At 71.1% G+C, this 13653-nt stretch carries 14 protein-coding genes and 3 pseudogenes; 6 read left to right on the top strand and 11 right to left on the bottom strand.

Annotated elements, in window-relative coordinates; genetic code table 11:
• Positions 1–3: 3 nt before the first annotated feature.
• The 3 genes from C1J00_RS04805 to C1J00_RS04795 all read left to right on the top strand — a co-directional run bounded on the left by C1J00_RS04805 (position 4) and on the right by C1J00_RS04795 (position 2997).
• Positions 4–1266, top strand: coding sequence for a SpoIIE family protein phosphatase (locus C1J00_RS04805; protein WP_102907771.1), 1263 nt, complete (start codon positions 4–6; stop codon positions 1264–1266).
• A 137-nt stretch (positions 1267–1403) separates the two neighbouring features.
• Positions 1404–1775, top strand: a complete 372-nt coding sequence (locus C1J00_RS04800; protein ID WP_102907770.1) for a DUF6234 family protein — start codon at positions 1404–1406, stop codon at positions 1773–1775.
• Between the two features lie 181 nt (positions 1776–1956).
• Positions 1957–2997 (top strand): vWA domain-containing protein, encoded by a 1041-nt coding sequence (locus C1J00_RS04795; protein ID WP_102907769.1) that lies wholly within the window; start codon positions 1957–1959, stop codon positions 2995–2997.
• 103 nt (positions 2998–3100) lie between these two features.
• On the opposite strand, the gene C1J00_RS04790 is transcribed toward C1J00_RS04795, so the two are convergent.
• Complete coding sequence (locus tag C1J00_RS04790) at positions 3101–4165, bottom strand: enoyl-CoA hydratase/isomerase family protein (protein ID WP_245936199.1); 1065 nt, start codon at positions 4163–4165, stop codon at positions 3101–3103.
• Between the two features lie 184 nt (positions 4166–4349).
• The gene (locus C1J00_RS04785) at positions 4350–5042 is read right to left on the bottom strand and encodes a 2-phosphosulfolactate phosphatase (protein WP_102907795.1); all 693 of its coding nucleotides are present in this window, start codon (positions 5040–5042) and stop codon (positions 4350–4352) included.
• A gap of 147 nt (positions 5043–5189) precedes the next feature.
• Between C1J00_RS04785 and C1J00_RS04780 the strand changes: the two genes are divergently transcribed.
• Both C1J00_RS04780 and C1J00_RS04775 read left to right on the top strand, forming a co-directional pair.
• Complete coding sequence (locus C1J00_RS04780) at positions 5190–5612, top strand: DUF350 domain-containing protein (protein ID WP_102907767.1); 423 nt, start codon at positions 5190–5192, stop codon at positions 5610–5612.
• A 153-nt stretch (positions 5613–5765) separates the two neighbouring features.
• Positions 5766–7688, top strand: coding sequence for a protein-arginine deiminase domain-containing protein (locus C1J00_RS04775; RefSeq protein WP_102907794.1), 1923 nt, complete (start codon positions 5766–5768; stop codon positions 7686–7688).
• Positions 7689–7753: 65 nt separating this feature from the next.
• Here C1J00_RS04775 and C1J00_RS04770 read toward each other — a convergent pair whose 3' ends face one another.
• The 5 genes and pseudogenes from C1J00_RS04770 to C1J00_RS04750 form a co-directional block, all read right to left on the bottom strand.
• The gene (locus C1J00_RS04770) at positions 7754–8269 is read right to left on the bottom strand and encodes a hypothetical protein (RefSeq protein WP_439333384.1); all 516 of its coding nucleotides are present in this window, start codon (positions 8267–8269) and stop codon (positions 7754–7756) included.
• Positions 8270–8420: 151 nt separating this feature from the next.
• Positions 8421–8768, bottom strand: coding sequence for an antibiotic biosynthesis monooxygenase family protein (locus C1J00_RS04765; protein ID WP_102907765.1), 348 nt, complete (start codon positions 8766–8768; stop codon positions 8421–8423).
• Between the two features lie 77 nt (positions 8769–8845).
• Positions 8846–9025 (bottom strand): annotated as a pseudogene (locus C1J00_RS04760) (ABC transporter substrate-binding protein); the annotation flags it as partial.
• Between the two features lie 59 nt (positions 9026–9084).
• Positions 9085–9417 carry a hypothetical protein gene (locus C1J00_RS45035; protein ID WP_180989405.1) on the bottom strand — a complete coding sequence of 111 codons (333 nt, stop codon included), beginning with the start codon at positions 9415–9417 and terminating at the stop codon, positions 9085–9087.
• A gap of 130 nt (positions 9418–9547) precedes the next feature.
• Positions 9548–10111 carry a snapalysin family zinc-dependent metalloprotease gene (locus tag C1J00_RS04750; RefSeq protein ID WP_102907764.1) on the bottom strand — a complete coding sequence of 188 codons (564 nt, stop codon included), beginning with the start codon at positions 10109–10111 and terminating at the stop codon, positions 9548–9550.
• Positions 10112–10524: 413 nt separating this feature from the next.
• On the opposite strand from C1J00_RS04750, the gene C1J00_RS04745 reads away from it, so the two are divergent.
• Entirely contained in the window at positions 10525–11919 is a 1395-nt protein-coding gene (locus tag C1J00_RS04745; protein ID WP_245936198.1) for a hypothetical protein, read from the top strand.
• Here C1J00_RS04745 and C1J00_RS48165 read toward each other — a convergent pair.
• The 4 genes and pseudogenes from C1J00_RS48165 to C1J00_RS04725 form a co-directional block, all read right to left on the bottom strand.
• Positions 11894–12058 (bottom strand): annotated as a pseudogene (locus tag C1J00_RS48165) (dihydrofolate reductase family protein); the annotation flags it as partial. The gene C1J00_RS04745 and the pseudogene C1J00_RS48165 overlap by 26 nt on opposite strands.
• A 39-nt stretch (positions 12059–12097) precedes the next feature.
• Positions 12098–12852 (bottom strand): annotated as a pseudogene (locus tag C1J00_RS04735) (rod shape-determining protein).
• Positions 12853–12932: 80 nt separating this feature from the next.
• Positions 12933–13307, bottom strand: a complete 375-nt coding sequence (locus tag C1J00_RS04730) for a TraR/DksA family transcriptional regulator (RefSeq protein ID WP_102907763.1) — start codon at positions 13305–13307, stop codon at positions 12933–12935.
• 44 nt (positions 13308–13351) lie between these two features.
• Positions 13352–13653: TraR/DksA C4-type zinc finger protein (locus C1J00_RS04725; RefSeq protein ID WP_102907762.1), on the bottom strand; the 302-nt coding region annotated here is incomplete at its 5' end.

Genomic DNA, 13653 nt, shown 5'->3' with positions numbered 1-13653 from the left:
GCAATGGGAAGACGCGCCCGCGAGCGCGTGGTGACGGTGGACATCGACTTCACGGCCTTCTTCGACATCACACCGAGCCCGTATCTGGTTCTGGACACGGACCTGGTGATCCGCTACGTCAACCGGGCCTACCTGCAGACGACCGGCCGGACGAGCGGCGAACTGCTCGGGAAGTACTTCTTCGACGCCATGCCGCCGCGCCCTGGCTTCCCCGGCGACCCGCAGCAGGACGTGAAGGCGTCACTGTGCCGCGCCATGGACACCGGGGAACCGGACGTCCTGGTGCTCCAGCGCTACGACATCCCCGCCGCCGGCCGGGCGGCCGGATTCGAGGAACGATGGTGGTCGAAGATCCACACTCCGCTTCCCGGGCCGGACGGCAGGGTGAAGTGGATCGTCCAGCGGGCCGAGGACGTCACCGCCTTCTTCCACTCGGGCCGGGCCGGGCAGCTCGGCGCGGAATTCACCCCGCATGAGAAGGGCCTGGCCGCCGAGCTGTACGCGCGCACCGACGAACTGCACCGGCTGAACCGGGAACTGCTCCAGGCGCACACCCGTGAACGGCAGGTCGCGGTCGCGCTGCAGGAGGCCATGCTCTCCGCACCCGATCTGAACCGCCACGACAACATCGCCATGCGTTACCTGCCGGCGACCACCTCATTGAACGTCTGCGGCGACTGGTACGACGTCGTCGACCTGCCGCCCGACCGCTATGCCGCAGCCGTCGGAGACGTCGTCGGCCACGGCCTGCACGCAGCGGCGGTCATGGGCATGCTGCGCAGTGCCCTGAGCGCCGTCATCCGCGCCATTCCCAGCCCCGCGCAAGCGCTGGAGGTCCTCGGCCTGTACGCCCGGTCCATGGACGGCGCGATGGCGGCCACGGCGGTCAAGGTGCTCATCGACACCCGAAGCAGACTGATCATCTACAGCAACGCCGGGCACCCTCCGCCCGTTCTGCTCCACCGGGACGGGACCTTCGAGCTGCTGGACAAGGCCACCGACCCGCCACTCGGCGCACGCGAGCACCATGTCCCCCGCCCCCAGGCCGGCCTCACCTACACGCCGGGCGACACCCTCGTGCTCTACACCGACGGGCTCATCGAACGCCGCACCGAGGACATCGACGCCGGCCTGGCCCGCCTGACGACGGCACTGAGCGCGGGACGCACGCTCCTACCCGGGCCGCTGGCCGATGCGCTGCTGGCAGACCTCGACGTCACCGAGGGCGGCCCTGACGACATCGCCCTGATCGTCATCCGGCTGTAGTTCCGTGCGCGTGCCCACCTGCTGGGCGGCCGACGAGGCGGGGCGATCCCGGTCGGCCGGGTGGCCGATGGTCACATTCGGGTTCCTCCACGGTCCGGGAGGGTCCTGAACACGCCATTCCGTGGTGCAGTCGGGTCATGGCCTCACCGTCCACGGATGACCAGGACTCCTCGACGCCGACCCGGCGCGAACGCCCCTCCCGGCTGACCGACATCGCCGTCGCCCTGCTGCTCCTGGTCGCGGACGCCGTCATCGTCGTCGTCGCCGGGCTGCTGCTCGTCGCGGTCGGCATGGGAACCGCGCAGTCGCCGCGCTCCTCGTCGGCCCCGCACACCCGCGACACCCCGCCTGTCACCTGGCTCATCGTCTGGGGTGGTCCGGTCCTGGCGGCAGCCGGCGCCTTCGTGCACGCCCGTCTGAGGATGCCCGTCACCGCCGTCGTGCAGGGCCTGTTCACGCTCGCCTGCGTCCTCCTGGCCTTCGCGTGGACGCGCATGCTGCTGTCGTGACGCCGGTGTTCTCCCCACCCGGCGATCCCACCGCATCGGCGCGGGGGCCCGTGGGCGAGGAGCAACCCCGCACGGGGCGGACCGGCTGACCGCCCGGGCACCGCGAACCAAGATCGACTGTCAGTGGTGGGTGAGAAGGTAGAAGCATCAAACCGGAACACCGGAACGAGGGGGAGTTGTGATGTCCGGAAGCCAGAACTACATCAATCACGTTGCTCTAGTGCTCGATGCCAGCTCGTCCATGTCGCACCTGAGCCACAAGGTCGTCGAAGTCGCCGATCAGCAGATCGCGTACCTTGCCCGCCGGTCGAAGGAACTCGACCAGGAAACCCGTGTCACGGTGTACGTCTTCGCCGACAAGGTGAGTTGCGTCATCTACGACAAGGACGTGCTGCGCATGCCGTCGCTGAAGCAGCTGTACCGGACCGGTGGGATGACGGCCCTCCTGGCGGCCGCACTGAAGTCGCAGCACGAGCTGGCCCAGACGGCCCAACTGTACGGCGACCACAGCTTCCTGACGTTCGTGCTGACCGACGGACAGGAGAATGCGAGTCACCGCTGCCCGGACTCCCCCGCCAGGGATCCCCGCGAACTGGTCCAGGCCGTGGCCCGGATGATCGAGACACAGCAGGACAACTGGACGCTGGCCGTCCTGGTGCCCGACCAGATGGGCAAGCGCGAGGCCATGCAGTGCGGATTCCCCAGAGACAACATCGCGATCTGGGACGCCACGAGCACGCAGGGCCTGGAGGAGGCCGGGCAGGTCATCCGGCAGGCCACCGAGAACTTCCTGATGGGCCGCACCCAGGGCATCCGGGGATCGCGCGCGGTGTTCTCCACCGGCGCGGAAGCCGTCAACCAGGACACCATCAAGGCGGCCGGCCTCACGCCGGTCGATCCGTCGAAGTACCAGCTGATACCGGTGGCTCGCAACGCGGCCATCAAGGAATGGGTCGTCGAATGCGGGCACACCTACCGGACCGGTGCGGCGTTCTACCAGCTGAGCAAGTCGGAGAAGATCCAGGCGCAGAAGCAGATCGCGGTGCTGGAGAAGAAGACGGACCGCGTGTTCACGGGACCCGAGGCGCGAACCCTGCTCGGACTGCCCGACGCGGAAGCCCGGGTCAAGCCGGACCACAATGACCACTTCACCATCTTCGTGCAGAGCACCAGCGTCAACCGGAAGCTCGTGTCCAACACACGGCTGCTGCTCATGCTCTGACATGCCGTGAAGGCGATGGGGTGCCGGAGGCCTCGCCGCCCCGGCATCCCCTTCGGCAACGCAGTCGGCCTTCGGCAACGCGTCAGCGGTGACAGACCGAGCGTCAGTGCATCAGGGGTGACAGACCGAGTTCGCGCTCGCCGAGCGGGGTGAAGAAGCGCTCGACATCGGTGTCGGTGACCTCGGCCAGGGTCTTCGGGGACCAGCGCGGCCGGCGGTCCTTGTCGACGACCTGGGCGCGGATCCCCTCCACCAGGTCGGGCATGTCCAGGGCGGCGCAGGAGACGCGGTACTCCTGGTTCAGGACCAGCTCCAGCGGGCCGAGCTTCCGTGCGCGGCGAAGGGAGGCGAGGGTGACCTTGAGGGCGGTCGGCGACCTGACGAGCAGGGTCTCCGCGGCCTCTTCGGCGGCGGGGTCGCCGTGCGCGATCAGCCGACGCACGATGTCCTCGACGGTGTCGGCGGCGTAGCAGGTGTCGATCCAGTCGCGCCGGGCGGCCAGGACGTCCGGCGGGGGCGTCCGCACATGGCCGTCCAAGGCGTCCTCCACGGGCTGCTCAGCCAGGGCGTCGAGGAACTCCGGCATTGTGGCCGTCGGCACGTAGTGGTCCGCGAGTCCGCACCACAGCGCATCGGCGGCCCCGATCTGAGCGCCCGTCAGGGCGAGATGCGTACCCGACTCCCCGGGGGCCAGGGCGAGCAGATGGGTGCCGCCCACGTCCGGCACGAAGCCGATGCCGGTCTCCGGCATGGCGACCCGGGACCGCTCGGTGACGACACGGACGCTGCCGTGCGCCGAGACACCGACGCCGCCTCCCATCACGATGCCGTCCATCACGGCGACGTACGGCTTGGTGTAGCGGGCGATGCGGGCGTTGAGGCGGTATTCGTCGCGCCAGAACGCGGCGGAGGCCGAGCCGTCGCCGTCGCGGGCGTCGTCGTGGATGGCCCGGATGTCACCGCCGGCACAGAGGCCGCGCTCCCCCGCGCCGGTGATGACGACGGTCTCCACGGCAGGGTCCCGCTCCCACTCGGTGAGGGCCTCGTCGATGCGGCGGACCATGGTGTGCGTCAGGGCATTGAGGGCCCGAGGCCGGTTGAGTGTGATGTGGGCGGCACGCCCGCTGGTGTGGAGGAGGACCGGTTCGGGTTCCTCGGCTCCGCTCACCGGAACGCCTCCCCCGGGCGCCGGGCCACGATGACGTGCATGGCTTGTCGATTCCCTTCCCATCGCGTGGGGCTCCTTCGTCCCCCTCTGCCGGCGCCGGATCGTCTCGCCGCCACCGCGGACCCTACGGTGCCTGACGACCGAGCGTGCCAGGGGCCCCGCCTCGGCCCCGAGAGCCGGCGCGTCACCGTCCCGGCTCGGCGCTGCGCATCGAGGGGCGGAGGACCATGAGGGAGTGTTCCGAGGTCGCCACCATGGCGAAGGGGAACCGGTCGAGCTCGAGACAGAGCGCGACGTCATCGGGGTGGACGCCCTGACGCACGCCCTCCCCCAACTCGGCGGCGGCACGCGACTCACCGGCACGCCGGAGGAAGCCGGCTGCCTCCGTTCCGGCCTCGGTGGCCCTCATGGCGATGTACTGGGCGCACGCCAGGTCCTCGTCGGCCTGCCCGTCCTCGCCGGTGACCACGAACGTGACGCGGTCGCACTCGCGTGTCCGCAGGACCCGGGCCGTTGCCTCCGCCACCACGAAGCCGGCGCACAGCACCAGCGACGCCTCCCTGACCGCGAGGGCGCCGACCGTCCCTGCCGTGGTCTTCTGCACGACGGTCCGCCCGGCGAGGTCGGCGGAGCGGAGCAGTCCCGGTGAGTTGACGGCGTCGAACCCGGGCGCGGGCGGGCCGTCCTTGAGCGTCACCCAGTCGGGGTGGCGGGCCTTGAGCGCCAGGGCGTCGTCCAGCGACTGCGCGAGCACGATCTTCTCCGCCCCTCGGTCGAAGGCCCAGGCGGCCACCGTGAAGGCACGCATGACGTCGACCACCACGGCCACGGACGGGGCTTCGGCGAGCTCCGGAATGCCAAGGAACCGAGTCTCCATCGGATGATGATCGCGCATGCCCTTCCCGCGTCGTCCAGATGCGGGAACAGGCCGGCGTCATGGATGACCGGGCGCCGATCAGCGGACTGCACGTGTGCGCTACATTTTCCCTCTCCTTGATCTCTACGCTTCGGAGTTGGCAACCCCATGAGCGACATCGTCAACGGACTCGGGCGGGCCACCGCGTACGGCGGTCTGGGACTGGTCCTGTTGCTCCTCGGCATCGTCCTGGTCGACGTGCTGACGCCTGGAAAGCTCGGGCGGCAGATCTGGGAACAGCGCAACCGCAACGCGGCCACCGTCCTCAGCTCAGCGCTGCTCGGCATCGGCGGCATCGTGTTCACGTCGATCTGGACGACGTACGAGGACTTCGGCAAAGGGCTGGTCTCGACCGCGGCGTTCGGGCTGCTGGGACTGGTGATGATGGCGCTGGCGTTCCTGCTCGTGGACCTGGTCACACCGGGCCGCCTGGGTGCGACGCTGGTCGAGACGGAGCCTCATCCCGCGGTCTGGGTGACGGCCTCGTGCAACCTCGCTGTGTCCGCGGTCATTTCGGCGTCCATCGCCTGAACCGCCGACGAGGCGACTCTCGACGCACAGTGAACGCACCAGCACTGTTCCACCTCTTGCAGGGCGGAAGCCCCCAACCGAGAGGAACGTGCCGTGCGTTCACCCAGACGTATAAGCTCACGCCTGTACCCGGCCGGGTCGGTGGTCCTGGCCATGGCTGCCGCCGGATCCGTGCTCGCGGGGCCGGCCGGCTCCGCCGTCGCCGCCGAGACGGGCGTACGGGCCGATCTGCGGGCGGATGTGAACCGCGACGGGCGGGTCGACGTCACCGCGGGCAGCGACAACAAGGGTGAGGACAGCTGGTCCGTCGACCGCGGAGCCGTGTTCCTGCCCAACATCGATGACGACTCCAAGCGGTGCCCGGCGACCGCGCCCGATGGCGAGCCGCTGTCCGACGCCGAACTGGCCGCGTGCAACGACGGCTCCGACACGAAGGTCAACGGCACCGCGGACGCGGCCGACCTCGCCCGGGTCCGTTCCGTGCCCCTGCCCGGCCTTGCCGCGGCCGCCACAGGCAGTCTGAAGATCGCCACGGGAGGCAAGCACGCGCACCTCTTCCTGAAGCGTGCCGGCAAGTGGATCCCGGTGACGTCCGGGACCCGGCTGACGGCCGCCGAGTTGCGCGCCGGCGCGGAGTTCGGTGTCGAGGCCACCGACGTCGTCCGCGACACCGCGAAGTGGGACGGCCGTGCGGTGGTCCGGCTGACGGTGACGTCCGGACGGAAGTCCGCCTCCGACGCCGTGGCCCTGCGCGTCGCGCCGCTGCTGACGCAGCATCACCTTCAGGAAACCCAACAGGTGATGGTGTCCAAGGTCCAGGGCGACGGCCCGGACAGCCGTCTGCAGCGCGAGTTCGTCGGCGCGTTCGAGAAGGAGGTCAAGAAGGCCGGGGACACGACGCCCCTCATCACCTTCGAGATGTACGCCGACCGCTGGGCCCAGGACTTCGTCGAACCGGCCTACGTCAGCATGACCGGGCCGGGTGGTCAGCGGCAGGTGATGCGCGTGATGCTGCGTTCCGCCCAGCCGAACCGTGATGCTGGCCGGGAGTTGTTCGAGAGGATGCGCGGCCGGGACATCGGTGTCGTGGAGGTGGCCGACGGGGCGGAGCCCGACGACTGGTCGCTGAATTCCATGGGGAACCTGGAGACCATTCCGCCCTACGCACACGGCGGACGCTCTTTCCCGGCCGGGCGGATCATCATGGGTGAGCGCAAGGACAGCGGGGCGCGCCCGTCGAAGGTGATGCGGACGATGCTCACGGCGCAGGGGTTGCAGAACCCGCTGCTGCTGGACACCTCCTGGCTGGGCGTGGGGCACGTCGACGAGTTCGTGCAGTTCCTGCCCGCCGACACTCCGCGCGGCTGGCGCATCGGCATCGCCGACCCGCGGTCGGGGCTGCAACTGCTGCGCGACGCCCAGCGCGACGGCCACGGCACGACGAAGATGTTCTCCGTCCCGGGCCGCAGTGATACTCCGGCGCCCAAGGAAACCATCGACCAGGCGCTCGCCTCCCGTCACCTGGTGGCGGACAACGAGATGGCGGCGCGGCGCATCGCGGCCAACCTGGAGATCCTCAAGCGCGAGACAGGGGTCACCGACGAGGAGATCGTACGGGTACCCGCGCTGTACACCCGTGACTCGGAGGCTCTGGCCGCCGACGGACAGGAGGTTCCCGTGCCGCGTCTGACGCGCATGGGCGCCGGTTCCGACCTCGTGGACAGCCTCCGGGAGCAGGGCCAGCAGAAATGGCTCGCCGAGAACCCCGCCCGGCGGGCGGCGGCTCCGCCGACGGTGAGGACCAGCGCATACGTTCCCGGTGCGGTCAACGGCGTGCTCCTGGCGCGCGACCGCTACCTCGCGCCCCGCCAGTGGGGACCCGTCATCCGCGGCCAGGACATCTTCACGGAAGCCGTCACCGCCGCCTACCAGCGCGCCGGCCTGAAGGTCTCGTACATCGACGACTGGTACACGTACCACCTCGGTATGGGCGAGGTGCACTGCGGCACCAACACCCTGCGCGACGCGACGGCGGCATGGTGGCAGCGCCCGGTGGCGAGTCGCAACGGGGCGTAGGCAGCGGCTGGTTGGTCACCGGCTGCGGCTGCCGTCGGCTCGTCACCGCGCCGGCCCGCGCCGGATCAGTGCCCGGCCGCCGCCTTCACCAGGGCGACCGCCACACCGATCACCGCGTCCGCGAGGCCCGCCACAACCGCCGCCAGAACGCCGCCTCCCATCCGCAGCCCGCCCAGACAGCCCCACAGGAAGAGGGAGAGGACACCCACCCCCGCCGCCGTCAGCAGCGCTGTGTTCAGGGACAGGACGTCCAGCGCGGCCAGAGCGATCAGTACGGCCGGGCCCACGGCGCAGGACAGCAGTGGGCTGCTGACGTACAGCATGCGGCGCAGCTCGCGGCCGGTGGCGAGGTGGCGGTGGACCGTACGGTGCGCCTGCTGGTCGGCTACGAACGCCGCGAGCCACAGGCCCAGTGCGGTCGTCAGTACCGTGGCGACGGCGCCGAGGGAGCCCACGTCACCGAGGGACAGTCCGACCACGACGGCGATCATCGTGATGGTCGCGTAGATCCGCTCCTTGAGACGGTCCGCCAGTACACCGGCCTCCGTGCCGGGCGGCACATCCGCTCGCCGGTCGTCCACCACCTGATGCCCCTCACCTGTCCCAGGACGCGGGTCACGCGCCCCCGCTCGGTCGCGCGGCACCCGCGTCGTGCGTACGCCGGTCGCGGCTACCAGCATGCATCCCGCCGTCGCCCGGGACCGGTAACGCCGCTGCGTCCGGGCGGTGGAGCTACAGCTCTGCCGGGCGGGTGAACCCGTAGGCGCGCTCGACCTTGGCGACGTGGAGCGCGAACGAGGTGTACCAGTGCTCGCGTCCACGCGCACGGGCCAGGATGTGCTCCGCGTGACTCCGCCAGGCTGCGATCGATTCCTCGTCCCTCCAGTACGACACCGTGATCCCCAGGCCGTTCGCCCCGCGGGCGGAGTCGACGCCGAGGAATCCCGGCTGGTCGGCAGCCAGTTTCATCATCCGCTCGCCCGTCTCCGCGTAGCCGTTGTCGCCTGCGGTCCGCACGGCGGTGAACACCACGGCGTAGTAGGGCGGGGCGGGCAGCGACGCGGGCGCGACATCGGTCACGGGGGTCCTCCAACAGTGGTCGGTCGGCCGCGCCGACGGCCCGGAGGGCACCTTCTCCCCGCGCATCCTGCCACACGCGCGTTGGCGCCGTAGTCGCCCTCGAAGTAGACGTGGCCGATCGTGTCGCCCTTGTCGAGTCCCTTGGTGCGGGTGAGGAAGTCGACCGCGGCGATCATGTCGATGTCGTAGGTGGTGCCCAGGACCTGGACCGCGTCGCGGTCGAGCAGGGAGGCGGCCCAGGCCTGCGGGAAGGTGAGTCGGTGACCGGACACCATGCGGGGACCGGCAATGTCACCGGTCTCGTACGGCCGCCGCGTCAGCGGGCAGGACGGCAGCGGCGAGGCCGAAGCCGCAGCACCACGCCCGTGGTCGGCCCGAGCCCCTGGTGGGGGCGCAGCTCGTGGAGGACCGGCCCGGCCTTGGACAGGAGGAGCCCGCAGCCGCCCAGCCAGACGAGGAGGAGGATGGCATGGAGGAGGAGCATCATGGCCCGGGCAGCGGGCAGTTGAGGCGGGGCCGGCGCACCCGCCGTGTCTTCAGGGTCGTCCGTCAGGGCCGCGGCCGGCATCCCGCCGTCCTCGCGTGCCGCGGCGCCCTCCACCGCGAGGCCGGACTCCGCTCCCGCGAGGAATGAGGCACCGCGGCTCACCGTCGGCCGGACAGCGGGGAAACCTCTTCCGCGGGGGCCCGAAGCGGCTGCTGCCGCTGCTGCCGCTGCTGATCGACGGTGAGCGGTCAAGCGAGGGTGGGGACCGTTCTCACGCGTGCCGCCGCACGCGTCAGTCCACGATCACCTCCGCACGCCCCGCCGGGGCCCGCTCGGCGAGCACGCCGCCGAAGTTCCGCTCGACCTCCGACTTCTCCGCCGCGTTCGGGTACGGGTTGGTGCACGAAGTGCCCGCGGTGGACCCGGACATCAGGCTGGAGCACGGTCCGGGCTTGCGATCCGGCAGACCCAGGATGTGCCCGAGTTCGTGCGACGAGATGCGGATCGTGTCGTAGCCCTGGTCGACGGCCTGGCGCCCGATGTACACGGTGCCGTTGCCCAGGGTGGTGGGCAGGGCGCGCGGCCAGCCGTTGTCCGCGAGGACCCGGATGTTCGCTCGCTGCCCGGCCGCGACCGGCCGCAGCTCGACGGTGTCGACACTCTCGTTCCAGATCGCCGCGCCCCGGTTGACGGCGCTCCTGAACTCCGCGGAACCGCCGGCGTCATAGGTCAGGACACGGGCGGCGGACGGGGCATCCGCGGCTCGGGGGGTGGCGGCCACCGCCTGGCCACCCGTCAGGGACAACGACACCAGACAGGCAGCGGCGAGGCCGCCGGTCAGCATGCGGACGTGCATGATCGACCTCCTTGTGGGGAAAGGGCAGTCGTGCTCATGACATTCTTTAGCCCATTGCCCGGCATGGTCACCGCCGAATCCGTCAAACGGCGTATGCGTCTTCTCCGCGGGCGTCGGGCGTCAGGCCGCGGTCGCGACCGAGACGCCGACAGCAACAGCGACAGCGACAGCGACGAACAACCAGCCCGCGCCCGGCCGAATCCCCCGCGGCCGACGCCCGTTGGCACCGCAGGGCGAAGGCCAAGAGCCGGCGGCACCGACGAGTACATCACTGTGGGACACCCGGACAGCCCGACTGCGGAACGAGGGTGGAACCGGTGCGCGGAGGGTGTGATCACGGACGTTGACCTCGCGTTCACGACACGAGCACAATTTGCGGGCCTGCGTCGTTCGCCGGCCAACAGGGGGGAACCATGGGCGACGAGTGTCCTGACCGCAAGACGATCGATGCCATCGCGCGCAACCCGGCGGCACCGGTCGAGGTACTGACCCGGCTGCTGCACGAGGAGGCCATCGCGGCCTGGGACGCGCTGGCGTGGCGGGAGTTGCCCGATGAGGTGGTCGACGGGATAGTCACGCACCCCGACCACAGGTTGCGGTCGGCCTTCGCCGCGAACCCGTCGGTGACGCCGCAGCAACGCGCCCGCCTCATCGACGATCCCGACGCACGGGTACGCGAGGCCCTGGCTTACGGACCCGACTGGTTCCGGGTCCCCGTGGAGCCCCTTCCCGTTTCCGCCCAGGAGCGCCTGCTCGCCGACCGCGAAGCACGGGTCCGCCGGAGCGCGGCCAGGTGCCGGTTCACGGCTCCGGACCTGGTAGCCGATCTCGCCGACCACCAGGACGCGGAGCTCCGGCAGGCAGCCTGCCGCCAGTGGCCCCTGCTGCCCGGCACCACCCGGAACCGTCTCCTCCACGACGCCGACGAGAAGGTGCGCAGGGCAGCCGAGCTGGAGGCCTGCCGCGACGACGCGGGCTGCACCGACCTGCTGCTCGACGCGGACCTCGATTCCTTCACCCGGCAGGAGGTGATCCGCTACGGCGCCATGAGCACGGCGACCGCCGAGCGGCTGGCGACAAGCAGCGACGAGGCGGACCGGCGCGAGCTGGCGTCCAACCTCGGCGTGGCCATCGACCTCGTCCGGACACTGGCCGACGACGACGCGCACAGCGTCCGGCTGGCCGTGTCGGTGCGACCGGAGCTGACGGAGACCGAACGGGCCGCCGTCGACATCACCATCAGCCCGGACGACCGACTGTCTCCTGTCGAGTGGGTGCTCCGCTGCGCCGACCCGGACCGGCTGCGCCGATGCGCCCGGTCGGCCCACATCCTGCTGCGCCGCAGCGCCGCGTGCAGCCCGCACCTGCCCGCCGACGCCGTCGAACTGCTCTCCCACGACGACGACTACCCGGTGAGGCTCCTGCTGTGCGAGAACCAGCCGACCGTCGACGGTGAGATCGTGCTGCAGACCTACCTGGACTGCGGGGTCATCACCAAGGGCGGTCTGCTCGGCCACCCCGACTTCCCCCGAGCGGGCGCCGGCCGGCGCTTCGCCGACGACCCGGACCCGGAGAGGAGATGGCTGGTGGGACTCGACGGGCAGGCTCCGGCCGCCGTCGTGGTCCGGCTGCTCGCCGACCCCGAGAAGCGGGTGCGTTGCATGGCCGCCGCGCACCCCGCCCTGCCGGTCGGCCTCGTCCTGGAGTGCTGTGAGGACCCGGAGCTCTCCTCCTGGGCCCTGAGCAACCCCGGCCTCCCCGCACAGTCCATGCACCAGTACCTGGACGCCGTGGGCATCCCCCGCTGACGGCGGCGGCGCGCGGCGTCGCTGAGCTCCGTGCCGCCTCGGCGGCGAGCGTCGCGCCGCCGATCGCGATGTCGCCCTCCCCCGGCTCGGCCCGCAACCGGTCGATCTCCTCCGCCATGCCGCCGCGCATCGCACGTGCTCCTAGGGAACCGGTCCGACCCATCAGGGCACACCCCGCTCACCGCACCTGTTTCACCACCGGCACCTGGCCGGCACACGGGCAGCTTCGCCACGGACCGGACGGCGGGCGGGCGGCTTGCAGGACCCTTGCGGCGCCGCGGACGGCCGCTGTGTGCGGGACGGCACGATGCGCAGCGGTGCCTTCGCACGAGCGGTGAGGGGGTAGGTGATCTCGGGGCGAAGGGCTCCCCCGCCGGCCACGAGGATGCCGCGCCGCAGGGCGCCGGCGGTGCGCGAGGTGCGGTCGTGTCGGCGCACGGCGGTCAGCATCGTGACCACCGCTTCTACGATCTGCTCGGGCGTGGTCGCCTCATCGAGGTCGCTGGTCCCCAGAGCCGTGCGGTGCGCGTCGGTGACGGCGCCGTCGCACAGCAGCACCACCTCGGTGAGGTGTGCGCCGATGTCCACCACCACCAGCGGCCGGGACATGTCCGCGTCCGCGGCCAGGGCGATGCCGCGGGCACTGGGGACGGTCAGGACGCTGCGCGGCCGCAGCACCTCCATCGCGGCACGGGCCCGGGCACGGTAGGCGACGCCGTCCAGAACGGGAGTGGTCACGATGACCACGGGGCGGGTGAACCGGGGCAGCCGGTTGCCGAGCAGGCGCCGCAGCATCCGGGAACACCCCGGGGTGTCGATGATGGTGCCGCGCTGGACGGGGTGGATCGCGCCGACGCCGCCAAAGGTGACCGTGGGCACGTCGACGACCGTGCCCTTGCCGGCGAGCCAGACGCGGGTGCGGGCGCTGCCCATGTCCAGGGCGATGCAGCAGCGCCGGCACAGTGGCCACGGCCGGTGACGGGCCGCGTCGCCGGACAGGTCGTGGGCGCCGGTCACGGCTGCGCCTCTTTGACCTGCTGGCAGCGGGCGCAGTAGCGGGCCTGCGGCACGATCATGAGCCGTTCCCGTTCGATCGCGCACCGGCACAGGTGGCAGGCACCGTACGAGCCTTCGTCCATGCGGGCCAGGGCCGCTTCGACGTCGGTGAGGACCATGCGGGCGGAGGCGGCGAGTTTGACGCGGACCTCGATCTGCGCGGCGGCCCGCCGCCGGAGCCGGTCCTCGGCCCGGGAGGCGACCGGTGCGGCGAGCAGGCGCAGTTGCTCCCGGCGGAAGAGGCGCTGCTCGTGGAGGTTCTCGCGCAGGGCGGCGAGATCCTCGGCCGACAGGTGCGTCGTGCTCTCGTCGACGGTCTGGTGGTTCACCACGTCACCCCTTTGCGGCAGGGCGTAGGAGGTCGGTACGGGCGGGGTCAGGCGGTGCGACGCCGGCAGGCGACGCAGTGGCTGGTGTGGGGCAGGATTTCGAGTCGTTCAGGGGGGACGGGCTTCGCGCAGCCCACGCAGATGCCGTAGGTGCCGTCGTCGATGCGGGTGAAGGCTTCCTCGATCTCTTCCAGCGCCCGCTCCATCGCGGCCTTCTGCGTGGACAGCAGGTGATCGTCCGAGCTGCGCTCGGTCGCGTCGAGGGCACGCAGCTGGGCCAGGCGGGAGGTGCGGGCGTGTTCCAGGCGCCGGCGGGCCTCGTGCGGGTGGGGCTCGGTGCGGGTGACAT

The organism is Streptomyces cahuitamycinicus (assembly GCF_002891435.1).
GTDB classification, from domain to species: Bacteria; Actinomycetota; Actinomycetes; order Streptomycetales; family Streptomycetaceae; genus Streptomyces; species Streptomyces cahuitamycinicus.
This window is presented reverse-complemented; position numbering and strand designations above follow the sequence as displayed.

What these genes read in the sequence shown, in the direction of transcription:
- C1J00_RS04780 (WP_102907767.1), top strand. Translation starts at nt 5,190, where the DNA reads ATGAGCGACATCGTCAACGGACTCGGGCGGGCCACCGCGTACGGCGGT.
- C1J00_RS04745 (WP_245936198.1), top strand. Translation starts at nt 10,525, where the DNA reads ATGGGCGACGAGTGTCCTGACCGCAAGACGATCGATGCCATCGCGCGC.
- C1J00_RS04795 (WP_102907769.1), top strand. Translation starts at nt 1,957, where the DNA reads ATGTCCGGAAGCCAGAACTACATCAATCACGTTGCTCTAGTGCTCGAT.
- C1J00_RS04805 (WP_102907771.1), top strand. Translation starts at nt 4, where the DNA reads ATGGGAAGACGCGCCCGCGAGCGCGTGGTGACGGTGGACATCGACTTC.
- C1J00_RS04785 (WP_102907795.1), bottom strand. Translation starts at nt 5,042, where the DNA reads ATGGAGACTCGGTTCCTTGGCATTCCGGAGCTCGCCGAAGCCCCGTCC.
- C1J00_RS04775 (WP_102907794.1), top strand. Translation starts at nt 5,766, where the DNA reads ATGGCTGCCGCCGGATCCGTGCTCGCGGGGCCGGCCGGCTCCGCCGTC.
- C1J00_RS04750 (WP_102907764.1), bottom strand. Translation starts at nt 10,111, where the DNA reads ATGCACGTCCGCATGCTGACCGGCGGCCTCGCCGCTGCCTGTCTGGTG.
- C1J00_RS04800 (WP_102907770.1), top strand. Translation starts at nt 1,404, where the DNA reads ATGGCCTCACCGTCCACGGATGACCAGGACTCCTCGACGCCGACCCGG.